General features: G+C 62.4%; 24 protein-coding genes and 1 pseudogene. 16 read left to right on the plus strand and 9 right to left on the minus strand.

The genetic code is table 11. The annotated features are described in order from the left end of the window. The first annotated feature begins 35 nt into the window (after nucleotides 1-35). Nucleotides 36-194 carry a hypothetical protein gene (locus ABIE40_RS31020; RefSeq protein WP_502944788.1) on the plus strand — a complete coding sequence of 53 codons (159 nt, stop codon included), beginning with the start codon at nucleotides 36-38 and terminating at the stop codon, nucleotides 192-194. 29 nt (nucleotides 195-223) lie between these two features. Here ABIE40_RS31020 and ABIE40_RS13430 read toward each other — a convergent pair whose 3' ends face one another. Further along, nucleotides 224-1,900, minus strand: a complete 1,677-nt coding sequence (locus tag ABIE40_RS13430) for a formate--tetrahydrofolate ligase (protein ID WP_502944789.1) — start codon at nucleotides 1,898-1,900, stop codon at nucleotides 224-226. 202 nt (nucleotides 1,901-2,102) lie between these two features. Between ABIE40_RS13430 and ABIE40_RS13435 the strand changes: the two genes are divergently transcribed. Beyond that, nucleotides 2,103-2,636 carry a TIGR00645 family protein gene (locus tag ABIE40_RS13435; RefSeq protein ID WP_112719393.1) on the plus strand — a complete coding sequence of 178 codons (534 nt, stop codon included), beginning with the start codon at nucleotides 2,103-2,105 and terminating at the stop codon, nucleotides 2,634-2,636. Here the strand turns inward: ABIE40_RS13435 and ABIE40_RS13440 are convergent. Continuing rightward, nucleotides 2,633-3,634, minus strand: a complete 1,002-nt coding sequence (locus ABIE40_RS13440; protein WP_199627217.1) for a Clp protease/crotonase-like domain-containing protein — start codon at nucleotides 3,632-3,634, stop codon at nucleotides 2,633-2,635. The two genes, ABIE40_RS13435 and ABIE40_RS13440, sit on opposite strands and share 4 nt — an antisense overlap. Before the next feature lie 372 nt (nucleotides 3,635-4,006). Between ABIE40_RS13440 and ABIE40_RS13445 the strand changes: the two genes are divergently transcribed. Further along, nucleotides 4,007-4,732, plus strand: a complete 726-nt coding sequence (locus tag ABIE40_RS13445) for a helix-turn-helix transcriptional regulator (protein WP_130277789.1) — start codon at nucleotides 4,007-4,009, stop codon at nucleotides 4,730-4,732. Nucleotides 4,733-4,776: 44 nt separating this feature from the next. Further along, the gene (locus ABIE40_RS13450; RefSeq protein WP_112719518.1) at nucleotides 4,777-5,220 is read left to right on the plus strand and encodes a PAS domain-containing protein; all 444 of its coding nucleotides are present in this window, start codon (nucleotides 4,777-4,779) and stop codon (nucleotides 5,218-5,220) included. 7 nt (nucleotides 5,221-5,227) lie between these two features. On the opposite strand, the gene ABIE40_RS13455 is transcribed toward ABIE40_RS13450, so the two are convergent. Further along, nucleotides 5,228-6,370, minus strand: coding sequence for a DUF2333 family protein (locus ABIE40_RS13455; RefSeq protein WP_199627219.1), 1,143 nt, complete (start codon nucleotides 6,368-6,370; stop codon nucleotides 5,228-5,230). 213 nt (nucleotides 6,371-6,583) lie between these two features. Here ABIE40_RS13455 and ABIE40_RS13460 point away from each other — a divergent pair, with 213 nt between their 5' ends. After that, nucleotides 6,584-7,990, plus strand: a complete 1,407-nt coding sequence (locus ABIE40_RS13460; RefSeq protein ID WP_199627221.1) for an adenylate/guanylate cyclase domain-containing protein — start codon at nucleotides 6,584-6,586, stop codon at nucleotides 7,988-7,990. Between the two features lie 4 nt (nucleotides 7,991-7,994). Here ABIE40_RS13460 and ABIE40_RS13465 read toward each other — a convergent pair whose 3' ends face one another. Beyond that, the gene (locus ABIE40_RS13465; protein WP_199627223.1) at nucleotides 7,995-8,624 is read right to left on the minus strand and encodes a GNAT family N-acetyltransferase; all 630 of its coding nucleotides are present in this window, start codon (nucleotides 8,622-8,624) and stop codon (nucleotides 7,995-7,997) included. 152 nt (nucleotides 8,625-8,776) lie between these two features. Here ABIE40_RS13465 and ABIE40_RS13470 point away from each other — a divergent pair, with 152 nt between their 5' ends. After that, nucleotides 8,777-9,757 (plus strand): SDR family oxidoreductase, encoded by a 981-nt coding sequence (locus ABIE40_RS13470; protein ID WP_199627225.1) that lies wholly within the window; start codon nucleotides 8,777-8,779, stop codon nucleotides 9,755-9,757. Nucleotides 9,758-9,763: 6 nt separating this feature from the next. Here ABIE40_RS13470 and ABIE40_RS13475 read toward each other — a convergent pair whose 3' ends face one another. Then, nucleotides 9,764-10,711: an AEC family transporter gene (locus tag ABIE40_RS13475; protein WP_199627775.1), complete on the minus strand. Its 948-nt coding sequence runs from the start codon at nucleotides 10,709-10,711 to the stop codon at nucleotides 9,764-9,766. Between the two features lie 95 nt (nucleotides 10,712-10,806). On the opposite strand from ABIE40_RS13475, the gene ABIE40_RS13480 reads away from it, so the two are divergent. Beyond that, on the plus strand, nucleotides 10,807-11,688 hold the full coding sequence (locus ABIE40_RS13480) for a LysR family transcriptional regulator (protein ID WP_199627227.1): 882 nt from the start codon (nucleotides 10,807-10,809) through the stop codon (nucleotides 11,686-11,688). Here the strand turns inward: ABIE40_RS13480 and ABIE40_RS13485 are convergent. Then, nucleotides 11,685-12,758, minus strand: a complete 1,074-nt coding sequence (locus ABIE40_RS13485; protein ID WP_199627229.1) for a hypothetical protein — start codon at nucleotides 12,756-12,758, stop codon at nucleotides 11,685-11,687. The two genes, ABIE40_RS13480 and ABIE40_RS13485, sit on opposite strands and share 4 nt — an antisense overlap. A 65-nt stretch (nucleotides 12,759-12,823) precedes the next feature. Further along, complete coding sequence (locus ABIE40_RS13490) at nucleotides 12,824-13,426, minus strand: thymidine kinase (protein ID WP_130277781.1); 603 nt, start codon at nucleotides 13,424-13,426, stop codon at nucleotides 12,824-12,826. Nucleotides 13,427-13,663: 237 nt separating this feature from the next. Between ABIE40_RS13490 and ABIE40_RS13495 the strand changes: the two genes are divergently transcribed. The 6 genes and pseudogenes from ABIE40_RS13495 to aptA all read left to right on the plus strand — a co-directional run bounded on the left by ABIE40_RS13495 (nucleotide 13,664) and on the right by aptA (nucleotide 19,444). Then, nucleotides 13,664-14,620 (plus strand): choline ABC transporter substrate-binding protein, encoded by a 957-nt coding sequence (locus tag ABIE40_RS13495; RefSeq protein ID WP_112719402.1) that lies wholly within the window; start codon nucleotides 13,664-13,666, stop codon nucleotides 14,618-14,620. Between the two features lie 76 nt (nucleotides 14,621-14,696). Next, a complete protein-coding gene (choW, locus tag ABIE40_RS13500; protein WP_112719403.1) occupies nucleotides 14,697-15,542 on the plus strand; it encodes a choline ABC transporter permease subunit in 846 nt (281 codons plus the stop codon). After that, entirely contained in the window at nucleotides 15,539-16,591 is a 1,053-nt protein-coding gene (choV, locus tag ABIE40_RS13505) for a choline ABC transporter ATP-binding protein (RefSeq protein ID WP_199627237.1), read from the plus strand. The genes choW and choV overlap by 4 nt, the downstream gene beginning before the upstream one ends. 32 nt (nucleotides 16,592-16,623) lie before the next feature. Next, nucleotides 16,624-17,378: pseudogene (locus ABIE40_RS13510) on the plus strand (HugZ family pyridoxamine 5'-phosphate oxidase). Nucleotides 17,379-17,484: 106 nt separating this feature from the next. Then, nucleotides 17,485-17,802 (plus strand): ArsR/SmtB family transcription factor, encoded by a 318-nt coding sequence (locus tag ABIE40_RS13515; protein ID WP_112719406.1) that lies wholly within the window; start codon nucleotides 17,485-17,487, stop codon nucleotides 17,800-17,802. Nucleotides 17,803-18,118: 316 nt separating this feature from the next. Beyond that, on the plus strand, nucleotides 18,119-19,444 hold the full coding sequence (aptA, locus tag ABIE40_RS13520; RefSeq protein WP_112719407.1) for an omega-aminotransferase AptA: 1,326 nt from the start codon (nucleotides 18,119-18,121) through the stop codon (nucleotides 19,442-19,444). Nucleotides 19,445-19,511: 67 nt separating this feature from the next. Here the strand turns inward: aptA and ABIE40_RS13525 are convergent, their stop codons facing one another. Next, nucleotides 19,512-20,462: an HD-GYP domain-containing protein gene (locus ABIE40_RS13525; protein ID WP_199627239.1), complete on the minus strand. Its 951-nt coding sequence runs from the start codon at nucleotides 20,460-20,462 to the stop codon at nucleotides 19,512-19,514. A gap of 520 nt (nucleotides 20,463-20,982) precedes the next feature. Between ABIE40_RS13525 and ABIE40_RS13530 the strand changes: the two genes are divergently transcribed. Further along, nucleotides 20,983-22,086, plus strand: a complete 1,104-nt coding sequence (locus tag ABIE40_RS13530; protein WP_199627241.1) for a branched-chain amino acid ABC transporter substrate-binding protein — start codon at nucleotides 20,983-20,985, stop codon at nucleotides 22,084-22,086. A 98-nt stretch (nucleotides 22,087-22,184) separates the two neighbouring features. Here ABIE40_RS13530 and ABIE40_RS13535 read toward each other — a convergent pair whose 3' ends face one another. Further along, nucleotides 22,185-22,646, minus strand: coding sequence for an Lrp/AsnC family transcriptional regulator (locus tag ABIE40_RS13535; protein WP_199627249.1), 462 nt, complete (start codon nucleotides 22,644-22,646; stop codon nucleotides 22,185-22,187). 98 nt (nucleotides 22,647-22,744) lie between these two features. Here ABIE40_RS13535 and ABIE40_RS13540 point away from each other — a divergent pair, with 98 nt between their 5' ends. Then, nucleotides 22,745-23,704: a threonine ammonia-lyase gene (locus ABIE40_RS13540; protein ID WP_199627251.1), complete on the plus strand. Its 960-nt coding sequence runs from the start codon at nucleotides 22,745-22,747 to the stop codon at nucleotides 23,702-23,704. Between the two features lie 66 nt (nucleotides 23,705-23,770). Beyond that, complete coding sequence (gene ade, locus ABIE40_RS13545; RefSeq protein WP_199627253.1) at nucleotides 23,771-25,468, plus strand: adenine deaminase; 1,698 nt, start codon at nucleotides 23,771-23,773, stop codon at nucleotides 25,466-25,468. Nucleotides 25,469-25,493 lie beyond the last annotated feature (25 nt).

Consider the following 25,493-nt stretch of genomic DNA (forward strand, 5'->3'; position numbering starts at 1 on the left):
CGCGTGGCCGAGCGGCGCAATCTGCGCCCGAAGAAGTGGCAGCACTTGCGCTCGAAGAATTCGTCGAGCGCGAGGAATGGCAGATCGCCGAGATAGAGGCGGCGGCAAAGGAAGCCAACAGGGGCGAATTCGCGCGTGACGACGAGGTTGCCGCTGTTCTTTCGAAGTATGCGGCAGCGCCCGCCGGACGATGAAGCTCGATCTGGCCGGACAAGTTCTGACCTTAGAACAACCCCTCGATATACCCCTGCTCGTTCAGGAAGATCCGCTCCGCCGAAGGTGATTTCGGAAGGCCCGGCATGGTCATGATCTCACCGGTGATGACGACGACGAAGCCGGCGCCGGCGGAGAGGCGGACTTCGCGGACAGGCACGATATGGCCCTCCGGCGCGCCGCGCAGGTTGGGGTCGGTCGAAAAGGAATATTGCGTCTTCGCCATGCAGACAGGGAGATTGCGGTAGCCCTGCTCTTCCCAGGCGGCGAGCTGGTCGCGCACGGCCTTGTCGGCGGTCACTTCGCCGGCGTGGTAGATCTTCGAGGCGACGATTTCGATCTTCTCGAGGAGCGGCAGGTCGTCGCCATAGAGCGGCTGGAATTTCGCCTGGCCGGAATCGGCAAGCTCGACGACTTTGTGGGCGAGCTCCTCGATCCCAGCGGAGCCCTCCGCCCAGTGGCGGCAGAGGATGGCTTCGGCGCCAAGGCGGGCGACATATTCCTTGACGGCGGCGATCTCGGCATCGGTATCCGAGACGAAATGATTGATGGCGACGACGACGGGAACGCCGAACTTGCGGACATTCGAGACATGCCGGCCGAGATTGGCGCAGCCCTTCACCAATGCCGCGACATTCTCGGCGCCAAGGTCTTCCTTCTTCAGCCCGCCGTTCATCTTCAGCGCCCGGACGGTGGCGACAATGACGGCAGCGGCCGGCTTCAGCCCCGCCTTGCGGCACTTGATGTCGAAGAATTTCTCGGCACCCAGATCGGCGCCGAAACCTGCCTCGGTCACCACGTAATCGCCGAGCTTCAGCGCCGTCTTGGTGGCGACGACCGAGTTGCAGCCATGGGCGATATTGGCGAAGGGGCCGCCATGCACGAAGGCCGGATTGTTCTCCAGTGTCTGCACCAGGTTCGGCTGCATCGCGTCCTTGAGGAGAACGGCCATGGCGCCATCCGCCTTCAGGTCGCGGGCATAGACAGGTGTCTTGTCGCGGCGATAGGCGACGATGATGTTGCCAAGGCGCTTTTCCAGATCCTTGAGATCGGAGGCAAGGCAGAGGATCGCCATCACCTCGGAGGCGACGGTGATGTCGAAGCCGCCCTCACGCGGAAAGCCGTTGGCGACGCCGCCGAGCGAACTGACCATCGAGCGCAGCGCCCGGTCGTTCATGTCCATCACGCGGCGCCAGGTGATGCGGCGGATGTCGATATCGAGCTCGTTGCCCCAATAGATATGGTTGTCGATCATCGCCGCCAGCAGATTATGCGCCGAGGTGATCGCGTGGAAATCGCCGGTGAAATGCAGGTTGATGTCTTCCATCGGCACGACCTGGGCATAGCCGCCGCCGGCCGCCCCGCCCTTGACGCCGAAGCAGGGGCCGAGCGAGGCCTCGCGGATGCAGACGATTGCCTTCTTGCCGATGCGGTTCAGACCATCGCCGAGGCCGACGGTGGTCGTCGTCTTCCCCTCGCCGGCCGGCGTCGGGTTGATGGCGGTCACCAGGATCAGCTTGCCATCCGGCTTGTCGGCCTGGGCGGCGATGAAGCCGGCGCTGATCTTCGCCTTGTCGTGGCCATAAGGCACCAGATCCTGGTCGGGAATGCCGAGCTTGGCGCCGATTTCGAAGATCGGTTTCTTCTCTGCCGCACGGGCGATTTCGATGTCGGATTTGATGGCCACGGGGATGTTCCTCGGAATGGTGTTATTGTCCGACCATGCCGCCAAGCCCGCGTCGGAAACAAGACCCCGCATGCCGCTTTTCACGCCGTTCCACGACAATCGGCGCTGCGCCTGCCGCCGGAAACGGCCTTTCATCCTTGATGCGGCACATCGGGATAGGCTATGTCGGCCTCATCTTTTCTGCGTGCGGGGGCACCTCAAAATGAAATCACTCGAACTTCTCGTCGAGCGCATCATCCTTTCCAGCCGCTGGCTGCTGGTCGTCTTCTATCTCGGCCTCGTGGCCTCGCTCGCCGTCTATGCGGTGTCCTTCTGCTACAAGTTCATCAAGGTCGCCGGTGGCGTTTTCACGCTCGGCGAAGACGAGATGATCCTCGCCATGCTCGGCCTTATCGATGCCGCGCTGGTCGCCAGCCTCATCGTCATGGTGATGATCTCCGGCTATGAGAATTTCGTCAGCCGCTTCGACGAAGCGGAGGCTGACGCGGAGAACGAGGTCTCCTTCCTCGGCAAGCTCGATTCTGGCAGCCTGAAGATCAAGGTCGCCTCCTCGATCGTCGCCATCTCCTCGATCCACCTGCTGCAGGTCTTCCTGAATGTCGATCAGTACGAAGACGGCAAGATCATGTGGCTGACGCTGATCCACATCGCCTTCGTCGTCTCCGCCGTCATGCTCGGCTTCCTCGAGAAGCTGATGAGCTCGACGAAGAAGAACGACCTGAAGGACAAGGACTAGCCGCCTGAGGCAACGGGTGCGGCCGCAACCGGCTGCGCCGCTGGCGTGGCAGGCTCGGCCGCCGGCGCATCCGCATGCCGGTGGCAGCGAGCACTTGCCGGATCATCCGCCCGGCAGAGCCGGATCCCCGGGCTTTCGTTCGAGGCCAACATGTCGGTCAGCAGCCCGAGCTTCATCGCCTCGACGGAGGGCAGAAGCCGCAGCGTCTCCGGCGAGGCGCTCAGGATCCGCTCGATCAGATCCTGGCTGACACCCATTTCGGTCAGATAGGCGGAGAGCACCGCCTCGGCCTGCTTGCCAAGCTTGGTGGACTTGCTCTGCCCGGCATTCTTGCGGCCGATCTCCTGGCGGGAAACTTCCTGCTTGCGGCCGTTCACCATCCGGTACTCGATGCGGTAGGACACCGTCACCTTGCTGTAGATCGTCGTGAACTGGTGGACGCCGATATAGGCCCATTGCGAGGCGACGCGTGAGGTGCCGCCCGCCAGCGCCAGCGGACAGGCGGAGACGCAATAAGCGCCGCCGGAATAGCTGCGGCCGGTCGATGGCCCCTTCTTGGCGATCGACGCCTTGCAGCGCATGTCGGTCAGCGGGCATCCCTCGAGCCGCGTGCCGCCGACAGCCGTCTCGAACCCGCCCTTGCGGATCATCCGGCCCATCGCATAGGCGGCATTCACCTCCCCGCCTTCGGAGTGAAAGACAATCGGCACCTTCTTGCCGCCGAGCGTCTTCAGAAATTTCTTCAGCCGCCCCGGCGTCGCCTGGGTGATCAGCCCCTCGGCCGAAATCCATTCGGGACAGTCATCCGTGCAGTCGGCGCTGCGCACCAGGATGAAGCTCATCGCCGGCTGCGCAGGCTTCTTCGCCTGCGTCTCCGGCCCTGTCTGCTTCGGCTTTGCCGCCCACGCCTCGCTGCCGGCCGAAAGCACCGGTTGGAAGGCGAAGACGAGCGAGAAAATCAACAGCTGTTTGACGACGAAAAGGATGGCGTTGCGCACGGGTCGGCCGTCTCCGGTTTGGATTTGCAAACGCTAGCAAGGCGGATTTCGTGCAGCAAGCGGCATCGCGATGAACAGCCGGAATATCCCGCCAAGGCCCGCAAGGCAGGAATAAAACTTCGATTGAAACAGGTTTCACCAGTGATTCTTACCCTCACAACACGGAGGGGAAACTTGATTGCTTCAGTAATAAGACAAGTAAACCTTCCGCATTCGCTACCTTAATAATACATTATACAACCATTAAGGGTGTTGGTGTGATTAATTTTTAACACTGTAAATTAATCAGCATGGCATCTGCGAATTGTGGCTAGCATCCCGCTCAGTTTTACGTATGTGTTAGCGGTAACATTCGGGTGATCGAGGCGCATTATGTCTTACATGACTACCTCAGAACGGCAATCGCTGCTGACAGGTGAACTGGCGGCGGCCCGAACGCGCGTCTTGTTTGTCCACGCGCTGCACAGGATCGCGGGCGCCTTCGGCCTGTCGCAAACCACCTTGTTTCATACCCCTTCGGCCGAAGACCTGCTCCTCAAGTCCCTGATCATCGAAAGCTCCCTGCCCGCCTCCTTCATCCGCGAATTCGACCGCTCGCACATGCTGCGCAGTTGCCCCTTCGTGCCGAAGCTGCGCGAATCGGCCGTGCCCCAGCACTGGAACATGGCCGAAACGATGCAGGGCCTCAGCTTTCCGTCGGAGCTGCGCAGCCTCGTCCTCGCCTACAACATGCCAACCGGCATCGCTTTCCCCATCAATGCTGTGGATGGCCATCGCCTGGTCTTCTGGTTCGGCGGCGAGCGGGCGCCCTTCGCGCAGAACGAGATCAACGAGCTGTCGATGATCATGCTGCATGCGCTCGATGCCTATAACGCCGTGCGCCGCAACGAGGACAATGCCTATAACGCGCTGTCGGCCCGCGAGCTCGAAGTCGTGCGCTGGACGGCGCAGGGCAAGACCTCCGTCGAGATCGGCCAGATCCTCGCTCTCTCCGACCACACCGTGAACGCCTACATGACCAACGCGATCAAAAAACTCGATTGCGTCAATCGGACCCAGTTGGTAGCTAAAGCCATTCGCCTGAAGCTGATCAGCTGAGAAATCAGAAGAGAATCAGCGCGCAAACCTCAATGGGAGGGAACGTGCCTCTTCGATTTGAACAGCCGGCAGACGGCAAGGAAAAGCAGACCCGCGATCATATCGGCATTACCGATCTAGAGATCGTGCAGATGGTCGCGGCCTACCGAAATTTCGGCTTCTGGCGCATCGAGGTGGAAACCGGGCATTTCTTTGCCAGCGAAGACATCTTTGCGATCTTCCGCATGCCTTTCACGGCGGGCCCGGCCAATCTCGTCGAAATCCTGTCGCGCATTCACCCCGAAGACCGCGTCCTGATCGCCGAAACATTCGAGCAGGCGAGCCTGCATAAGGCAGGCTTCCATTACGCCTACCGCGTCGAAAACGGTCTCGGCGGCTATAAGATGGTGCGCTCCGTCGGCAAGTTCCGCGACGAAGAGATCGTCGGCATCACCTACGAATTCGTCGAGCAGCTGAGGGTCGTCGGCTTCGAGGATAACGGCGCCTGAGGCGCCGTCAGCGCCCCAGCACCGCGCGCATCTCGACCAGGTTCGAGCGTACCCTCAGCATGTAGAAGCCCATCGTCGCCAGATGGCTCGGCATGATCCAGCCATCTTCGCGGCCGTTCGAAATAATCGCCGGCTGGATGCGCAGCGCCGCCTGGAACTGCTTGGTCGTGCCGCCGAACAGGGCGCCGAGATTGCGCTCGGCCACCACCTGCGAGAAGTCCGCCCGCGCCGCCGTCAGGATGGCGTAATAGCCGTAGAGCTGGCCATAGGCGAACCAGAAGCGGTCGTCGGCGCGCGTGTCGAACCAGCCAAAATTGTGGTTCTCGGAGCGCTCCGCCAGGATATCCGACGTGCCGCCGAGGTCGTTGGCGATACGGTCGACGAACTGCAGCAGGTTGTCGGCGCGGCCGTCAAAGACGGCGTTGCAGCCGGAGAGATCGGTGTTGAACTTGCGCAGCTTCTCGATCGCGGTGCGGTAGTAGCTCGGCGTCGGCGTCTTCGGGCCGAACGGGTCGAGGCCGAAATACCAGCTGTACTCGTCATATTGCAGATAGCCGCGGGCATCCTGAAGATCGCTGTTGATCCCCGATGTGCCACGCACGCGCCCCAGCGTATCGACGAGCTCGGCAGAGGTGCGGCGCACCGCCTGATTGACGCCGCGCTGGAACGAAGCCTTGTTATCGAGGAAGGGCGTGTGATCCCAGTCCATGCCGAAAAGCCCCATGCGATAGAGCAGCATGGAGGAGATCCAGGCATTCTGGTTGACGTTGGAATCGATCAGATCGGCGGTCACGTCGACGATCGCCGAACGCTGGCAGGTCTTCGGCGCCGCAGCCGTCGTCGTTGCGGCAGCGGATGCATCGGGCGGGATTTCCTGACCGGCGGCAACCTTGCGCTCCGAGAAACGGTACTGGTCGACGAAATTCGGGTTGAAGCCGCTCCAGACCTGCGTCTGCCAGACGAAATAGCCGTAGAGCACGGCAAACAGCGCGATGACAGCGATCACCGGCAGGCGGACAAGCCAGGTGCGCCGCTGGTACCAGCCATGCGCCGCCATGAACGGCCAGAGGATGCCGGCGGCAAGAACGCTGAAGCCGCGGCCGATGGCGCTTCCGATGGACCTGAAGAAACCGGTAATCCGGTCGAGCATTGCCGTCTCCCCTTGCGCAGATTTTCCCCATCCACATAAGTGCTTGCCGGAACGAGCACAACAAGAGCAAGAGAAATTTGCTTCGCCCGCCGCAATGCCCGGTGGCGAGGGCAGCACCCAAACGGCCAAGTTTTCGACTGGCCCGCTCCCGTGATATAATCCGCCTCCCTACTGGCGTCGTCCGCCGTGGTCTTTCGTGCAGAGGCTTGTCTGATGAGCGAAGTGGACGTGCTTTTTGCCAATCTTGGACATGCGGCGGACCCGCAGACGGCGGAGTGCATCGAAAAAACCGTCCGCGACGGCTCCGACCGCGATCTCAACCGCATCAATGCGCTGGCCTTTGCCGACGCCCATGGTCTCGATCCGGAAAAGACCATCGCCGCCTTCCTGCATGCCGCCCGCATCGGCGCCTTCGAGATGACCTGGAACGTGCTCTGTCCGGGATGCGGCGGCGTTCTCGATACCGGCGCGACGCTGAAGGCGGTCGATCGCGACAGCTATCATTGCGCGCTGTGTGCCGCCGGCTACGAGCCGACGCTCGACGAGATGGTCGAGGTCACCTTCACCGTCAATCCGCGGGTGCGCCGCATCGCCGCCCATGACCCGGACCGGCTGCCGCCGCTCGAATATTACCGGCAGGTCTTCTTCAGTTCCGGCGTCGATCTGCCCGACGATCTGGAAGAGCGCTTCGGCCGCATCCTGCTTGAGATCATCGAGCTCGATCCCGGCGAAAAGGCCTTCGTCTCGGTGCAGCTGCCGCAGCAATTCGTCATCATCTTCGACGCGGTCACGCATTCGGCGCAGTTCATCGATGTCCAGGGGGAGCCGACCGGCGAACGGCAGAACCTGTCGATGGTCATCAGCCAGGCGCACGCCACCAACGAGACACTGACGCTGCGCCCCGGCCTGCTGCGGCTGACGCTCGAAAACCATAGCGACCGGCGCGTTCTGCCGAATGTCTGCATCGCCAATGACGATCTGCACGACATATTGGGTCACCGCCGCCCGTTCCTGACCGCCAAGCGGCTGCTCACCAACCAGAGTTTTCGCGATATCTACCGGACCGATACGCTGGATGTCGATCAGCGCCTGCAGATCACCAGCCTGACCTTCCTCTTCACCGATCTGCGCGGCTCGACGGCGCTTTACGAACGCGTCGGCGATCTCGCCGCCTTCGATCTGGTGCGGGCGCATTTTAGAGTGCTGCAGGAGATCGTCGCGATGGAAGCCGGCGCCGTGGTCAAGACCATCGGCGACGCGGTCATGGCGACCTTCCCGAGCCCCGACCGAGCGGTTGCGGCAGCGCTCAGGATGCGCGAGGCGATGCTGCGCCTGAATGCCGAGCGCGGCAGCGAGGACCTGCTGTTGAAGATAGGCATCCACGAAGGCCCCTGCCTCGCCGTCAGCCTCAACGACCGCCAGGATTATTTCGGCCAGACCGTCAATATCGCCTCCCGCGTCCAGGGCCTCGCCGACCCGCACGTCATCCTGACGACCGAGGCGATCGTCGGCAACGAAGAAGTCTCCGAAATCCTGCGCCAGCGCGGCATCACCTCGGTATCGCGCATGGAGGAAATCCACGGCATCGGCCGCGAGGTCCGCATCTTCGCACTGCCCTGAGACCTTACTCGATGATCGGGATATGCGGCGCGACGTTGCGCGGCAGGACGCCGGTGACGCGTGGGTCGTCGGCGACCTCGACCATGAAGGCGTAGGGCGTGAAGCCGGAGCGGCGGTAGAAGGTCAGCGCGTTCGGGTGGTCGAAATGGCAGGTATGGAGCCACAGCCGTTCGATCGGATGCGCCCAGGCGATCGACAGGACCTGGTTCATCAGATGCCGGCCGGCGCCGGTGCCGATCATGTCGTTGGTCACGCCGAAGAAGACGAGCTCACACTCACCCGCCTGCCGGAAATCGAGTTCCAGCATGCCGGAGGGCTTGCCGCCGGAGAAGAGAACGTGGACCTCTATCTTGGGATCGCCGAGGGTTGCGGTGAGCTCCTCATCGCTCATGACCAGCCGCGACACCCACATCCACTCTTCGCCGATCGCCCGGAAGAGCTGGCGATAGGTGGCAATGTCAGGCACGCTCATCCGATCGAGCGACAGGTCCGGCCGTTCGCCTGAAGGCGCGCCAGCCGGCCTTTCCCGCATCTCCAGGCAGGTGACGGCATTGGCGAGCTTGCCCTTGGGAACCAGCGAATAGCCGATCGGCAAAACCGGGTTTGAAGCACTCACCGTCTCGTTCGTTTCCATCGTCACCCTACCTGGCAGCCCACAGAATTCCCTATCGAGGCAATAGCGGCTTGGCCGATTTTTGCAACGCCCCATGGTATTGAGGGAGACGCTCGCTCTCTTTCAGGCTATGAAATGCGACCATCATTTCCGAGAAAACCGAGGTCCCCAACATGGCTTTGAACGTGCTTTTCATCGGCGGTACCGGCCAGATTTCCTACCCCTGCGTCGAGCGCGCGGTCGCGCAGGGCCACAAGGTCAGCGTCTTCAACCGTGGCCTCCGGGGCGACCCGCTGCCATCCGGCGTGGCCTCGATAACAGGTGAACTCGGCTCGGCCGCCTATGCCGATCTCGCCAAGGCCAAATACGACGTCGTCTGCCAGTTCATCGCATTCACGCCGGATCAGATCGCCAGGGATATCGAGGTATTCTCCGGCAATTGCGGCCAGTACATCTTCATCTCATCGGCCTCGGTCTACGAGAAGCCGGCCCGCCATTACGTGATCACCGAGGAAACCCCTGCGATCAATCCCTATTGGCCCTATAGCCAGGCGAAGATCGCCTGCGAGCAGCTGCTGAAGAAGTCCACCAATCTCGCCTGGACGATCGTCCGCCCCAGCCACACGGTACGCACCGGACTGCCGATCATGATGGGTGACAGCGATGTCATGGCCCGGCGCATGCTGGACGGCGAGCCGACGATCGTGGCCGGCGACGGCCACACGCCCTGGACGCTGACCCGCTCGGTGGATTTCGCCGTGCCCTTCGTCGGCCTGTTCGGCAAGCAGGCGGCGCTCAACGACATCTTCCACATCACATCCGACCGCGCCCATATCTGGGACGATATCCAGAAGGCGATCGCCCGCCTCCTCGGCGTCGAGGCCAAAATCGTCCATGTGCCGACCGACACGCTGGTCAAATACAATCCTGACTGGATCGGCCCGCTGACCGGCGACAAGGCCTGGACGGCGATCTTCGACAATTCCAAGGTCAAGCGCGTCGCTGGCGATTTCACCTGCGCCGAAAGCCTGGATGAGATCCTGGCCGAACCGATCATGCATCTGAAGCAGCGTCTGGCGAAGAACCGTCCGCCGAAGGGCGAGCTCGATGCGCTGATCGACCGGATCTGCGCCGCGCAGAGCGCGCTCGGTTGACCGCAGCTAGACGCCTGTGCCGCTGACGGCGAGCAGCATGGAGATCGTCACGACCGAGAGAACCGTGGAGGCGAGAACCACCCTGCCCGTCAGGCTGGCCTCGCGGTTATAGAATTCCGCCAGCATGAACGGCCCGGTGCCCGTCGGCAGCGCGGCGAGCAGCACCGCCGTATGCGTGGCAATTGCTGGAAGCTGCAGCACCGGCCCGGCGATCACCCAGGTCACGACAGGCTGGGCGATGAGCTTCAACCCGACGAGGATGCCCGCCGTCGACAGGCGGCCGCTCGCCTTGCCCGCCTGCGTTCCCGCCAGGAACAGCCCGAGCGCAATCAGCGCGCAGGGAGACGCGGCGCCCCCGAGCAGCTTCAGGAAAGCATGAACCGGCGCCGGCAGCGGCAGGCCCGAGATCATCACCAGCGCGCCGAGCACCGGCGCCACCAATAGCGGGTTCTTCGACAGCGACAGGAAGGTCTTGAGGGCGATGTCGCGGCGGCGGGTTTCCGATTGCAGCCCGCCTTCGATCAACACGATCGCCAGCGCAAAGAGCACGCAGACCGTCAGGATGGTCGCGATCAGCGTCGGCCCCATGCCGGTATCGCCCATCAACGACAGAATGAGCGGAAAGCCGACGAAGCCGGTATTGGCGTAGCTGGCGTTGAGAGCATCGATTGCCGCATCGGCAAGGTGCCGCCCCTTCGCCATCCGCCACCACAGCGTCCCGCCGAAGATCACGGCGCAGCCGAGCGTGAATGCGGCGATGAAACCGGGCTGCCAGATCTCCGCAGGCTTCGCATTCGCCATGATGTCGAAGAGCAGCGCCGGAAGCGCCAGATAGACGACGAGACGGTTGACTTCGCGGGTGGCGTTCGGCCCGAGAGCCCCCGCCTTGCGGGCCACCCAGCCGGCAAAAATCAGGGCGAAAATCGGCAATACGATAAGCAGGTTCGTCAGCATCTCGGCACTCGATAGATCCGAGATTGTCGATACGCCCGCCGATCGATATATTCCAATGCCGATTGGATCGCTCATCAATACCTTGGAGGTATCGAATGGATACGCGCCACATGCGCTATTTCGTGGCGCTGGCCGAGACCCTTCATTTCGGCCAGGCGGCGGCGCGGATGAACATGAGCCAGCCGCCCTTCAGCCGCCAGATCTCGGCGATCGAGACGGCGCTCGGCGCCAAACTGTTCGATCGCAATTCCCGTAATGTGACGCTGACCTCGGCCGGAAAGCACTTCCTGAAGGACTGCCGCGCTGTGCTCGCGAGCTTCGATGCCGCCTGCCGCGACGTGCAGCTGGTGGCGAGCGGCATCAAGGGCGAGTTGAAGCTCGGCTTCATGATGCATGCCGCCCACAGCATCGTTCCGGCGCTGGTGCGGCTGCATTCCGAGGCGCGGCCCGATGTCCGGCTGATCCTCGAAGAGCGCATCCCGACAGACATCGACGAGATGCTGGTCGAAGGCAGGCTCGATGCCGCCGTCACCTTCGGCGCGGCTTATTCGCCGCATCTGAGAACGCAGCTCCTCTCCCGAGACAGCCTGCGCCTGATCGTCCACAAGGACCATCCCCTGGCCAAAGCCGATCTCGTAAAGCCGGAAAGGCTGGAGGGCGAGCGGCTGATCGCAGCCCCCGCCTCAGTCGCACCAACGCTGCGCTCGGCAATCGGCATCTTCTGCGCCACCGGCGGCACCGTCCCGCATTTCGCCTTCGAGCCGCGGCTGCAGCATACGATCATCCGCCTCGTCGGCGAGGGTCTGGGTGTCGGGCTGATCCCGCAATCGCTCTGCACCGATCTCGGCGAAGCGATCGTCTCGCGGCCGCTGCAAGACCCGCCGGAATTCGATGTGGTGCTCTGCGCCCCGATCGCCACGAAGAATCCGGCAGTGTCAGAGCTCTTCGAGATCGCCGGGTCGCATTTCCGCGTTTAGGAACGCCCGAACCGCAATCGCAGCCGCGGCAGCTTCTTCGTCAGGTCGATCAGCGGCGTATCGTGCTCGATGCTGACGGCGGGTGCGAAGGCGGAGAACTTCTTCTCGAAGGCGAGATCGGCGGCATTCTTGCGCTGCTCGATATCCTGCGGCACCAGCATGCCCCGCTCGAAGAGCGAGATCGGTGCTGCGATATGCGGAAAGATCGTCTGGCTGATCTTGGCCTTGGCGCCCGGCCGGTCGGTATCGACCTGCGCCCTATAGAGCACCAGCCGCTCCTCGGTATCGACCATCAGCTTGCGCGTCAGCACGTTGCAGAGCGCGATCTGGCCGTTCAGCGCATCGACGAAGATCTGGAACATGGTGATGAAGCGTTCGCGGCGATGGCTCTCGTCGCGCATCACCTGCTCCTCGCTGGAAATCCGCTCCGCCTCGGCCTTCAGTGCCCGGCGTTCCTCTTCCAGCCGTTCCCAATCCGCCTTGCCGCCATAGACGCCGATGCGCCCCTGCGTCGTCAGCGCCTTGGCATTCAGCTCCTTCATCCGCATCCGGGCGATATCGATCGCGTCCACCAGGCGGCGCCGGTGTTCGATGATGTCGACCACGCCGCTTTCGGCCGCCTTGTGGCATTCGGCGGCGAAGCCCCGATGGGCCGAAACAAGGCCGGAAAGCGCATCGCTCTTCGCGAAGAGATCGAGCAGCCGCTCGACGACGGGCGCCTCTCTGACCCGCTGGCTATGCTGGCGCCACATGCGCTGACGCGAAAACCAGCCGGTCAGCCGCTCGCGCTGCGTCAGCCCGCGAAAACTGTCGAGATCCTCGGAAACCTCGTCGGAAAGGCGGTCGAGCTCTGCCGCGAGCTCGCCGAGCAGACCGTCGAGCGCCTGCCGCTTCGCACCGGCGCTCTGGAAGCGCTGGTTCTCGGCCAGAAACTCCTCGTCGCCCGATTGCGCCTCGTTGCGGGCGAAATCGGCGATGAAGGCGGCGCAGCCGGCGGCCTCGTCGCGCAACTCGCCGGCCAGCGCCGCGGCACTCTCCAATAGGCTGTCGAATGATGGAGCCTTGCGCACCAGCTTCTCCCGGGAATCGTTGGCCTCAAGCTAGCCGGTCGGAAGCCCGATGAAAATCCGCCCTTTTAGATGGCCTCGGCGACGAAGCGCCCGTTCATCTCGTCGTCCCAGTGCCTGCGGCAGAGCGAGACATATTTCTCGTTGCCGCCGACATCGATCTGCGCGCCCTCGTGCAGCACCTTGCCCTCGGCGTCGAGCCGCACCACCATCGTCGCCTTGCGGCCACAATGGCAGATGGTGCGCACTTCGCGCATCTCGTCGGAGATCGCCAGCAGCTCTTCCGATGCCGGAAACAGCTTGCCCTGAAAATCGGTCCTCAGGCCATAGACCATCACAGGAATGCCGAGACGATCGACGATGCGGGCCAGCTGCCAGACGTGATCACGCGTCATGAAATGCGCCTCGTCGACAAAGATGCAGGCGATCGGCTCGCCCTCTCCGGAGAGACCCTTGACGAGACGCAGGAGGTCCGTCTCCGCCTCGAACGGGATGGCCTCGGCTTCCAGCCCGATGCGCGAGCCGATGATGCCCTTGCCGGTACGCTCGTCGAAGGCGGCGATCAGCAGAACCGTCCGCATGCCGCGCTCCTGGTAATTGTAGGAGGCCTGCAGCAGCATCGTCGTCTTGCCGGCGTTCATCGTCGAGTAATTGAAGTAGAGTTTGGCCATGGTTTTCTCCGTCCTCCGCTTTTGAAAGCTCGAATCGCGAAAGAAAAGACCGCAGCGCTGATAATCACAGGAAATCGCGCGTCGGAAACGGCCGGAATCCTTGATTTCCCGGCCCTCACGGAAAATTGCGCGACGTCGCAATCGAGTATGCCAAACCGCCGCAAATGCACTGAGGTTGCTTGTAAATGTCAGCTATTGATGGTTGGCTTGGGGACGTAAGACTGGGAGTCTATATAAATGAGAACGACAAGCGCATCCAAACTGATTACAGCCACCGCCGTCGCCGCTCTTTCCGTAGCGACAGCCGCATTTGCCGCAGACCCTGACAGCTGCTCCACCGTCCGTTTTTCGGACGTAGGCTGGACGGATATTACCGCAACCACCGCAACCGCCTCCGTCGTATTGAAGGGCCTCGGCTATGAGCCGAAGACCACCGTCCTTTCGGTACCGGTCACCTACCAGTCGCTGAAGAACAAGGACATCGACGTGTTCCTTGGCAACTGGATGCCGACCCAGGAAAAGGACGTCCGTCCCTTCCTCGACGACAAGTCGGTCGAATCCTACGGTCCGAACCTGGTCGGCGCCAAGTACACGCTGGCGACCAATGCCAAGGGTGCCGAACTCGGCATCAAGGATTTCAAGGACATCGCAGCCCACAAGGATGACCTGGACGGCAAGATCTACGGCATCGAACCGGGCAATGACGGCAACCGCCTCGTCATCGACATGATCGACAAGGACACCTTCGGCATGAAGGGCATGGAAGTCGTCGAGTCCTCCGAACAGGGCATGCTGGCGCAGGTCGCCCGCGCCGAGAAGGCCGGCAAGCCGGTCGTCTTCCTCGGCTGGGAACCGCACCCGATGAACACCAACTTCAAGCTGACCTACCTGACCGGCGGCGACGACGTCTTCGGTCCGGATTTCGGCGGCGCCAAGGTGTTCACCAACGTCCGTGCGGGCTATTTCGGCGAATGCCCGAACACCGGCACCCTGATCAAGAACATGGTCTTCTCGCTCGAGATGGAAAACCAGATCATGGGCAAGATCATGAACGACGGCGAAGAACCGGAAAAGGCAGCAACGGAATGGCTGAAGGCCAACCCGTCGGCGCTCGATCCGTGGCTCGCAGGCGTCAAGACGCGTGATGGCAGCGCCGATGGCCTGCCCGCCGTCAAGAAGAGCCTCGGCCTCTGATTGGCAGATGCAGGGCGGTTCGCCGCCCTGCCCCTTTCGTATCTGATTTCTGCACCTTTTTTGGATAGGCGAGCCCTTGAACTGGATCACTGACTTTAAAATTCCGATTGGCGCCTGGGCCAAATCCTTCGTGGATTGGCTCACGACCAATGCCGACTGGTTCTTCAACCAACTCGCCTTCATCCTCTCGCATGTCATCGATGGCATGCTCTTCGTGCTGCAGGCGCCGCATCCGCTGATCGTGATCCTCGCGATCGCAGGCATTGCCTACTGGATCCGCCGGTCGGTCATCGTCGCGGTCTTCACCTGTCTTGGGCTGCTGCTGATCGCCAACCAGGGCTACTGGAAGGAAACGACGGAAACGCTGGCACTCGTGCTCGCCTCCACCTTCGTCTCCATGCTGGTCGGCATTCCGCTCGGCATCGCCGCTGCCCGCCGTGCCTGGGTCTATTCCGTACTGCGGCCGATCCTCGATCTGATGCAGACGATCCCGACCTTCGTCTACCTGATCCCGGCGCTCATCCTGTTCGGTCTCGGCATGGTTCCGGGCCTGATCGCCACCGTGATCTTCGCGATCCCGGCGCCGATCCGCCTCACCCGCCTCGGCATCATCTCCACCCCGCCCTCGCTGGTCGAAGCCGCCGAATCCTTCGGCGCCACGCCGATGCAGGTGCTGCGCAAGGTGGAACTGCCCTTCGCCACGCCGCAGATCATGGCGGGTCTGACCCAGACCATCATGCTGTCGCTGTCGATGGTGGTCATCGCCGCGCTCGTCGGCGCCGATGGTCTCGGCGTGCCGGTCGTGCGCGCGCTGAACACCGTCAACGTCGCCAAGGGCTTCGAAGCCGGTCTCTGCATCGTCATCCTGGCGATCATCCTCGACCGCATGTTCCGCGTAACGGGTGAAGGAGACGGCGCATGACCGCTGTTCGTTTCGATAATGTCAGCATCATCTTCGGCGACAAGCCGGAAACCGCCCTGCAGATGGTCGATCAGGGCAAGACCCGCGACGAGATCGGCGCCGCCACCGGCCTCGTCCTCGGTGTCGCCGATGCGTCGCTCGAAATCCAGGAGGGCGAGATTCTCGTCCTGATGGGTCTTTCCGGTTCCGGCAAATCGACGCTGCTGCGCGCCGTCAACGGTCTGGCGCCGGTGGTGCGCGGTTCCGTCAGCGTCTCCACGGCGACCGGCACCGTCGATCCCTACAAGTGCAACGCCAAGGGTCTGCGCGACCTGCGTATGCACACCGTCTCGATGGTCTTCCAGCAGTTCGCCCTCCTGCCCTGGCGCACCGTCGCCGACAATGTCGGCTTCGGCCTCGAACTGGCGGGCATGCCGGATGCCGAGCGCAAGAAGCGCGTCGACGAGCAGCTCGAACTCGTCAACCTGACGAAATGGGCAAACCGCAAGGTCAACGAGCTCTCGGGCGGCATGCAGCAGCGCGTCGGCCTTGCCCGCGCCTTTGCGACCGGCGCACCGATCCTGTTGATGGACGAGCCGTTCTCGGCCCTCGACCCGTTGATCCGCACCCGCCTGCAGGACGAGCTCCTCGAATTCCAGCGCCGTCTGAAGAAGACCATCCTCTTCGTCAGCCACGACCTCGACGAAGCCTTCCGCATCGGTAACCGCATCGCCATCATGGAAGGCGGCCGTATCATCCAGTGCGGCACGCCACAGGAAATCGTCAAGAACCCGGCCGACCAGTATGTCGCGGATTTCGTGCAGAACATGAACCCGATCAACATGCTGACGGCGCAGGACGTCATGCAGCCCGGTCTCGGCCAGTCCGCCGCCGGCAGCACCGTCAGCGCAACGGCAAAGCCGGCAACGCCGCTCGTCGATATTCTCGACGCGCTCGCCCGCCAGCCCGGCAGTATCGGCGTCGTCGATAACGGCGCGATCGTCGGCACGATTTCGGCGCAGGATATCGTCAGCGGCCTCACCCGCCACCGGCGCAAAGAACAGGCTTGATCCTTCCGTCCGCTTCCGCCAGAAAAGTGGACATGAAAGATCAAGCTTCCGTATTGCGGGAAACCGACGGGCAGGCTCGCACGCTTGCCCGTACGCTTCTGCGCTCCGCCCGCTATGCCGGCCTCGCCGTTCTCGATCCGGCGACCGGCTTTCCCTTCGTCAGCCGCGTGCTTCTCGGCACCGATATCGATGGCGTGCCTGTTATCCTCGTCTCGGCGCTCTCGACCCACACCAAGGCGCTAGAGAACGATCCCCGCGCCTCGCTGCTGACGGGTGAACCCGGCAAGGGCGATCCGCTGGCTTACGCGCGGCTGACGACCCAGTGCCTTGCCGAAAGCGTCGAGCGCGGCACCCCGCTGCACGAGCGCATCAGGACCCGTTTCCTGAACCGCCATGCCAAGGCCAAGCTCTATATCGACTTCCCCGACTTCCGGTTTTTCCGGCTGCTTCCGCAGTCCGCCAGCCTCAATGGCGGCTTCGGACGGGCCTATATTCTGGAGGGTTCGGACCTGACGATTCTCTCCCCGGCAAACGATGCGGTGGCGGCCAGGGCCGACGACATAGTGCGAGATTTAGTAGACAACCATCCGGACCTGCTTAGGGCGCTTGAAACCCGTTTCAAGGGCAAAATGACGGGACTTTGAGGGTTTGTGGCGTGGATAGTGCTGGTTTTGACGTGATTTCGGGCGATTACTTGTCACGTTGTGAATTTGAAGAGCCCGTCACAAATCCCGGGGAAATTATTCCACACATATCTAAAATAGCATACTCGATACCCGAAATTTAGGTATATACAATCTTCATGCCCAATTGCTACTTTTCGGGCGTCCGCCAAAACCCCGTCTAACGCCCTGCGCCTATACGGAAAAATTCGCATTAGGAAGATTGGAATAATGGAAACTACTGACTTGTCAGATCATGCTAATGTGGCGGCCGCGCTTCTGTCAGCAATGGCAAACCCCAAGCGACTGCTCATCCTCGTGAGCCTCGTGAAGGGTGAAGTTCCAGTCGGCGTTCTCGCAACGCAGGTTGGCCTCAGCCAGTCCGCCCTGTCGCAGCATCTCTCCAAGCTTCGTGCCCAGAAGCTGGTCAAGACCCGCCGCGACGCGCAGACCATCTATTACTCGAGCAATTCCGAGCCGGTCATGAAGATCCTCGCAACGCTCGAAGACATCTACGCTGTCCAGAACCGGAGCCGTTCCGCGGCTTGACGATCACGCCGACATAACGTTGGCCAAAAACCGGTCCGCCGATGGAATAAATCCGGAATGGACCGGGCGCAGTATTTCAGCACGTCAACCCTACTCCTTTGACCGGCAGATTTCCCAATCTGCCGGTTTTTTCGTTCCTGATGATACCGTCCTGGCGGTATTTCCCTCCGCCGTCGAAGCGCGTAGCAATGAGCGGTAAACTCTGGTCGCAGACGCGCGCGGTGGCTTGACGCCCCGATGCGCGCTGATAGTTTGACCGAACGGTAAAAATACGGGCTCAAGCCCGGGGAACGGGCCTCGCGGCCAGGAGAACAGCATGTCCAATCGCCTCAATACCCCGAACGACCTTCGCGCCTTCTGGATGCCGTTTACGGCAAACCGCCAGTTCAAGAAGGAGCCGCGCATGTTCGTCGGCGCCAAGGACATGTATTACACCACCCATGACGGCCGCCAGGTGCTCGACGGCACCGCCGGTCTCTGGTGCGTCAATGCCGGCCACTGCCGCCCGAAGATCACCGAAGCGATCCGCGAGCAGGCGGGCGAGCTCGACTACGCCCCGGCCTTCCAGCTCGGCCACCCCAAGGCCTTCGAACTGGCCAACCGCCTGGTCGATATCGCGCCTGAAGGCATGAACCACGTTCTCTACACCAATTCGGGCTCTGAATCTGTCGAGACCGCCCTCAAGGTGGCGCTCGCCTATCACCGCGTGAAGGGCAACGGCTCGCGCTTCCGCCTGATCGGCCGCGAGCGCGGCTATCACGGCGTCAATTTCGGCGGCATCTCCGTCGGCGGCATCGTCTCCAACCGCAAGATGTTCGGCACGCTGCTCACCGGCGTCGACCACATGCCGCACACCCATCAGCCCGGCAAGAACAACTTCACACGTGGCGAGCCCGAGCATGGCGGCGATATCGCCAGCGAACTGGAACGCATCGTCACCCTGCACGATGCCTCGACGATCGCTGCCGTCATCGTCGAGCCGGTCGCCGGCTCCACCGGCGTTCTCATCCCGCCGAAGGGCTACCTGCAGAAGCTGCGCGAGATCTGCACCAAGCACGGCATCCTGTTGATCTTCGACGAAGTCATCACTGGCTTCGGCCGCCTCGGTGCCCCGTTCGCCGCCCAGTATTACGACGTCAAGCCTGACATGATCACCACCGCCAAGGGCCTGACCAACGGCGTCATCCCGATGGGCGCGGTGTTCGTCACCTCGGAAATTCATGATGCCTTCATGAACGGCCCCGAGCACATGATCGAGTTCTTCCACGGCTACACCTATTCGGGCAACCCGATCGCCTCCGCCGCCGCACTCGCGACGCTCGACACCTACAAGGAAGAAGGCCTGCTGACCCGCGCTGCCGAGCTTTCCGACTACTGGGCGGATGCGCTGCATTCGCTGAAGGACTGCCCGAATGTCATCGACATCAGAAACACCGGCCTGATCGGCGCCATCGAGCTCGACCCGATCGCCGGCGAGCCCACCAAGCGCGCCTTCACCGCCTTCCTGAAGGCTTACGAGAAGGGCCTGCTGATCCGCACCACCGGCGATATCATCGCGCTGTCGCCGCCGCTGATTATCGAGAAGCACCATATCGACGAGCTGTTCGGCAAGCTGCGCGAAATCCTGCAGAACAACATCTGATCGTCACCAGACAAACGAAAAGGCCCGCCGGAGCTGATCTCCGGCGGGCCTTTTTCGTTTCTCGGTCTCAGGCTTTTGGCGCCGAGGACACCGACAGGCAGAGCGCGAAGCGCTTCAGCAGCTTCGTGTCGAAATGGCCCTCGCGGCCGAGCATCCATTTCAGCGCCTCGGCAGGCGACCAGGGCTGCTTGTAAGGCCGGATCGAGGTGATCGCGTCATAGACGTCGCAGATCGCCGCCAGCCGCGCATAGATGCTGAGCTTCGATCCCGGCAGCATGTTCGGATATCCGCGGCCGTCGATCCGCTCATGGTGGTTCAGGCAGACGTCGAGGACGATCTCTGGCATCCCCGCCTGCCGCTGCAGGATGGCGTGGCCGAGCTCGGGATGGCTGCGGATCAGCTTCATCTCCTCGTCGTCGAGCTTGCCTTCCTTGGAAAGGATCTCCTGCGGAATCTCAAGCTTGCCGACATCGTGCAGTAGCCCGCCGATGCCGAGAACACGCACCGTCTCCTCGTCGAAATCGAGATAGCGGGCAAAATGGATCATCAGAGCGCTGACGGACAGCGAGTGCAGGAAGGTCGTCTCGTCCTTCGACTTCAGCCGGGTGACGCTGAGGAAGATCGCCGGATTGTCGTCGAGCGACGTTGAAAGCCCGGAGATGACAGGCGCGATATCGTCGAGCGCGACGCCCGCCCCGCCCTGCACCCTGCTGAACACATCCTCCAGCTGCTCGGCGGATTTCTGGATGGTTTCGCGGGCGGCCTTGGTCTGCGCCTCGACGGCGCGCGGGTCCTCGGATGCATAGGCGGGCACGTTGGAGCGCAAGCCGTTGGTATCTACACCCTTGGCTGTATTGATGACCACGCCGGCAGCGCCGCTGCCGCGCAACCGCTGGGCATCGGATTCGCGTCTGACGAGAAACCGGTGGCGCCCGAGCAACGGGTCGTTCCAGCTCCCTTCGACAGCCTCGATAAACATCCCAGGCCTGACCTGGTTCGCTTCAATGCGCTTTAGCATTCAGACGCTTATTCCCAACGCACGGTTACACTTGCCGGCCGGAGTTTATTCTTGAGACACACTCGCGATCGGCCACCCCTCTACAACCTTCATAGCATGCAAATGTTAATCGGTTCTATTTTACGAATATTCTCAGACACAAAGATTCAGTAGTTATTCTTTGTATAGTCCAAGCATTATTTGCAACTCTCGGATTAAACCGTTGCGACTACATAGCCAAAGGTAGATGCCGGCTAGCGATGAGAAAAATTCGGTGATTTTTTAAGAAAATGGCGCCGAAGGCGGTCCCCACAGCGCAATCCAGAACAATTTTGCCTGTGGTTTTGTTATTTCCTTGCGAAATCAAGCGAGAATTCCTAGAAAATCGCCGTGCGCCTGCTGAAGTCAAAGATGACCGGACGGGCGCATTGACCGCACCGAAGCCGCCGTCTTGGCGCAACTCAAAAGGGTTGTTGTACGCACCGGTTTCGATGTCGCGGCAGTCACGCGGGCCGAAAGCCCAACCCAAGGAGAACGAAAAATGAGTCTGAAGACTTTGACTGGCGCGATGCTCGCATCGCTGGCTTTTGCACCGCTTGCCCATGCCGATATCACCATCGGCCTCATCGCCCCACTGACCGGCCCGGTTGCCGCTTACGGCGATCAGGTGAAGAACGGCGCGCAGACCGCCGTTGACGAAATCAACAAGAACGGCGGCATCCTCGGCGAGAAGGTCATCCTGAAGACCGCTGACGACGCCGGCGAACCGAAGCAGGGCGTTTCCGCCGCCAACCAGCTGGTCGGCGAAGGCATCAAGTACGTCGTCGGTCCGGTCACCTCGGGCGTTGCCATTCCGGCTTCCGACGTGCTCGCAGAAAACGGCGTGCTGATGGTCACCCCGACGGCAACGTCGCCGGACCTCACCAAGCGCGGCCTCACCAACGTCCTGCGCACCTGCGGCCGTGACGACCAGCAGGCTGCCGTTGCTGCCGAATACGCCCTGAAGCATTTCAAGGACAAGCGTATCGCCATCATCAACGACAAGGGCGCCTACGGTAAGGGCCTCGCCGACAACTTCAAGGCAACGCTGAATGCCGGCGGTGTCAAGGAAGTCATCGACGACGCCGTCACCCCCGGCGACAAGGACTTCTCGGCGCTCACCACCCGCCTGAAGGCCGAAAAGGTCGACGTCGTCTATTTCGGCGGCTACCACCCGGAAGGCGGCCTGCTCGCCCGCCAGCTCGCCGACCTCTCGGTCAAGGCGACGATCATCGGCGGTGACGGCCTGTCGAACAGCGAATTCTGGAACATCGGTACGGAAGCTGCTGTCGGCACGATTTTCACCAACGCCTCCGACGCGACGAAGAGCCCGGATTCCAAGGCAGCAGCCGCAGCGCTGGCCGCCAAGAACATCCCGGCCGAAGCCTTCACGCTGAACGCCTACGCCGCTGTCGAAGTCATCAAGGCCGGCATCGAAAAGGCCAAGAGCGCCGAAGACGCGGAAGCCGTCGCAAAAGCCCTCAAGGGCGGCGAAGCGATCCCGACCGCCATCGGCAAGCTGACTTACGGCGAAACCGGCGACCTCTCCTCGAAGAGCTTCGAGCTCTACAAGTGGGAATCCGGCAAGGCCGTTCCGGTCGAATAAGCTTTTCACAAGCGAGAGACTGAAGGATTGGGCGCCGCGAGGCGCCCTTTCTGTTTGCAGCCAGGAGCAATCGGCATTCCGTTCAGGCTGAGCCGGTCCTAGTCGATATGCACGGCAAGCGTCCGCTTCAGCGTCTTCAGGACGACGCTCGTCGTGAACTTGCGGATGTTGCGGTTGAGCTCCATCATCCGGTCGGCCAGCACATCGAAATGCTCCACCGACTGCGCCAGGATCACCAGCGTATAGTCGCCCCGCCCCGACGTGCACCACGCCTCCTGCACTTCCGGCGTCTCGGCGATCCAGCGCATGAACGGCTGCAGCAGTTCCGGCCGGTCGCGCTCCAGCTCCACCTCGACCAGCATCGAAACCGCCGAGCCGATCGCCTTGGGATCGACGACGGAGACGTCGCGGAGGATCACCTTGTCGTCCCGGAGTTTCTGCAGCCGCCGCTGCGTCGAGGATTGCGAAAGCCCGACGCGCTCGGACAGCGCCGCCAGCGTGATCGTCGCATCCTGCTGCATCAGCTTGAGGATCTCGCGATCCGCCTTGGTCAGCGTCATGATAGAAATTCCCACAAAATCTCGAAAATCAGGAAATACTCCCGCCCAGTGAAGAGAATACGGGATTATTCGCAAGTTTTCACTGGCATCCTTATCGCATGACGAACAGCCAGCAACACCCCTCCGCCGATGGTATTCTCGCCGCATACAAGGCGATCGATCCCGTTTTCCTCAACAGTCCGCTCATCGAGCAGCAAAGCGCCAACGCCGCCCTCGGCCTCCGGCTCTTCGCCAAGATCGAGACGCTCAATCCGATCCGCTCGTTCAAGGGCCGCGGCACCAGCTGGTGGCTGCACAACGAGCCGCCGGGCGACACCCCGATCGTCTCCGCCTCGGCGGGAAATTTCGGCCAGGGCCTCGCCTATGCCGGGCGGGCGCGGGGCCGCCGCGTCGTCATCTTCTCCGCCACGACCGCCAATCCCGGCAAGGTCGACGCGATGCGAAAGCTCGGCGCCGAAGTGCGGCTGGAGGGAGCCGATTTCGACGCCGCCAAGGCCGCCGCCCGCCGTTACGCTGAGGAGCATGACTGCCCCTTCGTGGAAGACGGCGCGTTGAGGACGATCGCCGAGGGCGCCGGCACCATCGCGCTGGAGGTCACCGAACAGCTCGCCCGAAGCGCCGTCCGCCTCGATGCCATCGTCGTGCCGCTCGGCAACGGCGCGCTCCTGACGGGCGTCGGCACCTGGATCAGGGCGCATGCGCCGGAATGCAAGGTCATCGGCATCGTCGCCTCGAATGCCCCGGCGATGAAGCGCTCCTGGGAAACCGGTCATCCCGTCTCGACCGAAACGGCGGCGACCGCCGCCGACGGCATCGCCGTGCGCGAATGCGTGCCCTATGCGCTCGACTGCATGGAGGCGACCGTCGACGACGTCTGGGAGGTCAGCGAGGCCGACATCAGCGCGGCGCGCGATTTCTGCCGCCTGCACTACGGCCTCGTCGTCGAGGAGGCCGGAGCCGCCGGTCTCGCCGGCCTCATCCGGCATGGTGAGGCGCTGGAAGGCGTCACCGTCGCCACCATCCTCTGCGGCGCCAATGTCAGGGCCGACATCGCGTGAACGCCTCTCCCCGTCGCGCCGGAGAACGTTTAGGCTAGGCAACCGATTCAGTACGAGGAAGCCGCCATGACCAAACGTCTCGAAACGATGATCGACCAGGGCACCGGCCGCATCCCGGCGGACATCGTCCTGAAGGGCGGCCGCTTCTTCGATCTCGTCACCGGCGAACTCGTCTCCTCCGACATTGCCATCTCCGGTGACCGCATCGTCGGCACCTGCGCCGATTATCAGGGCGTCGAGGAGATCGACATCTCCGGCAAGATCGTCGTCCCCGGTTTCATCGACACGCATCTCCACATCGAATCCTCGCTCGTCACCCCGCATGAATTCGACCGCTGCGTCCTGCCCTATGGCGTCACGACGGTGATCTGCGATCCGCACGAGATCGCCAATGTCATCGGCGAGGACGGCATCCGCTTCTTCCTGGATTCCGCGCTCGAGACGATCATGGACATCCGCGTCCAGCTCTCCTCCTGCGTTCCCGCGACCCATCTGGAAACCGCCGGCGCCGATCTGCCGATCGAAAAGCTCCTGCCCTTCCGCGATCACCCGAAGGTCATCGGTCTTGCCGAATTCATGAATTTCCCAGGCGTCATCCACAAGGACCCGATCTGCCTCGCCAAGCTCGAAGCGTTCCAGGGCGGCCATATCGATGGCCACGCGCCGCTGCTGAGCGGCACCAATCTCAACGGCTATCTCTCGGCCGGCATCCGCACCGAGCATGAATGCACCACCGCCGGGGAAGCGCTCGAAAAGATCCGCAAGGGCATGCATATCCTGGTGCGCGAAGGCTCGGTTTCGAAGGATCTCCACGCCCTGCTGCCGATCATTACCGAACGTCTCTCACCTTACCTCGCGCTCTGCACCGACGACCGCAATCCGCTCGATATTGCCGAACAGGGCCATCTCGACTACATGATCCGCACGGCGATCGCCAACGGCGTCGAGCCCCTCGCCGTCTACCGCGCCGCCTCGATCTCCGCCGCCCGCGCCTTCGGTCTGCGAGACCGCGGCCTCGTGGCGCCCGGCTGGCGCGCCGATCTCGCCGTCATCGACAGTCTCGAAAACTGCAAGGCCGAGATGGTCTTCGCCGCCGGCCGGCGCGTCACCGACGCCCTGTTTGCCACCCGCAAACCGGTCGCCCCCGTCGGCCTCGACAGCGTCAAGGCCCGCCCCGTCCAGGCCATGCATTTCGGCGTCCCGGTTGCCGAAGGCGAAACGCCGGTCATCGGCGTCATGCCCGGCAAGATCATCACCGAGCACCGCCGCTACCGCCTTCCCGTCAAGGGCAACCAGACCGACCTCGATCTCGCAAACGACATCATCAAGGTCGCCGTCATCGAGCGCCACGGCAAGAACGGCAACCACGCCAACGGCTTCGTCCAGGGTTTCGGGCTGAAGAAGGGCGCGATCGCCTCCACCGTCGGCCATGACAGCCACAATATCTGCGTCGTCGGCGTCAACGAGGACGACATGGCGCTTGCGGCCAACCGCCTCGGCGAAATCAAGGGCGGCTTCGTCGTCGTCGAGGACGGCAAGGTCACCGGCGAAATCCCGCTCCCCGTCGCCGGCCTGATGAGCCTCGAGCCCTACGAGAGCGTCCGCGACACGCTGCATCACTTGAGAAAAGCGGCCTATGCCCTTGGAACGACTCTCGAAGAGCCCTTCCTCCAGGTCGCCTTCCTGCCGCTCCCGGTCATCCCGCACCTGAAGATTTCGGATAAGGGCATGGTGGATGTCGATCGCTTCATGCTGATTGGGTGAGCGATGCCTGTCGTCTTCAGATCCG

The sequence above is a fragment of the Rhizobium sp. OAE497 genome (assembly GCF_040546565.1).
Lineage (GTDB): Bacteria > Pseudomonadota > Alphaproteobacteria > Rhizobiales > Rhizobiaceae > Rhizobium.

What these genes read in the sequence shown, in the direction of transcription:
- ABIE40_RS13535 (WP_199627249.1), bottom strand. Translation starts at nt 22,646, where the DNA reads ATGACGCTGACCAAGGCGGATCGCGAGATCCTCAAGCTGATGCAGCAG.
- ABIE40_RS13530 (WP_199627241.1), top strand. Translation starts at nt 20,983, where the DNA reads ATGAGTCTGAAGACTTTGACTGGCGCGATGCTCGCATCGCTGGCTTTT.
- ABIE40_RS13525 (WP_199627239.1), bottom strand. Translation starts at nt 20,462, where the DNA reads ATGCTAAAGCGCATTGAAGCGAACCAGGTCAGGCCTGGGATGTTTATC.
- ABIE40_RS13445 (WP_130277789.1), top strand. Translation starts at nt 4,007, where the DNA reads ATGTCTTACATGACTACCTCAGAACGGCAATCGCTGCTGACAGGTGAA.
- choV (WP_199627237.1), top strand. Translation starts at nt 15,539, where the DNA reads ATGACCGCTGTTCGTTTCGATAATGTCAGCATCATCTTCGGCGACAAG.
- ABIE40_RS13490 (WP_130277781.1), bottom strand. Translation starts at nt 13,426, where the DNA reads ATGGCCAAACTCTACTTCAATTACTCGACGATGAACGCCGGCAAGACG.
- ade (WP_199627253.1), top strand. Translation starts at nt 23,771, where the DNA reads ATGACCAAACGTCTCGAAACGATGATCGACCAGGGCACCGGCCGCATC.
- ABIE40_RS13435 (WP_112719393.1), top strand. Translation starts at nt 2,103, where the DNA reads ATGAAATCACTCGAACTTCTCGTCGAGCGCATCATCCTTTCCAGCCGC.
- ABIE40_RS13470 (WP_199627225.1), top strand. Translation starts at nt 8,777, where the DNA reads ATGGCTTTGAACGTGCTTTTCATCGGCGGTACCGGCCAGATTTCCTAC.
- ABIE40_RS13540 (WP_199627251.1), top strand. Translation starts at nt 22,745, where the DNA reads ATGACGAACAGCCAGCAACACCCCTCCGCCGATGGTATTCTCGCCGCA.
- ABIE40_RS13475 (WP_199627775.1), bottom strand. Translation starts at nt 10,711, where the DNA reads ATGCTGACGAACCTGCTTATCGTATTGCCGATTTTCGCCCTGATTTTT.
- ABIE40_RS13480 (WP_199627227.1), top strand. Translation starts at nt 10,807, where the DNA reads ATGGATACGCGCCACATGCGCTATTTCGTGGCGCTGGCCGAGACCCTT.
- ABIE40_RS13495 (WP_112719402.1), top strand. Translation starts at nt 13,664, where the DNA reads ATGAGAACGACAAGCGCATCCAAACTGATTACAGCCACCGCCGTCGCC.
- aptA (WP_112719407.1), top strand. Translation starts at nt 18,119, where the DNA reads ATGTCCAATCGCCTCAATACCCCGAACGACCTTCGCGCCTTCTGGATG.
- ABIE40_RS13515 (WP_112719406.1), top strand. Translation starts at nt 17,485, where the DNA reads ATGGAAACTACTGACTTGTCAGATCATGCTAATGTGGCGGCCGCGCTT.
- ABIE40_RS13465 (WP_199627223.1), bottom strand. Translation starts at nt 8,624, where the DNA reads ATGGAAACGAACGAGACGGTGAGTGCTTCAAACCCGGTTTTGCCGATC.
- ABIE40_RS13460 (WP_199627221.1), top strand. Translation starts at nt 6,584, where the DNA reads ATGAGCGAAGTGGACGTGCTTTTTGCCAATCTTGGACATGCGGCGGAC.
- ABIE40_RS13455 (WP_199627219.1), bottom strand. Translation starts at nt 6,370, where the DNA reads ATGCTCGACCGGATTACCGGTTTCTTCAGGTCCATCGGAAGCGCCATC.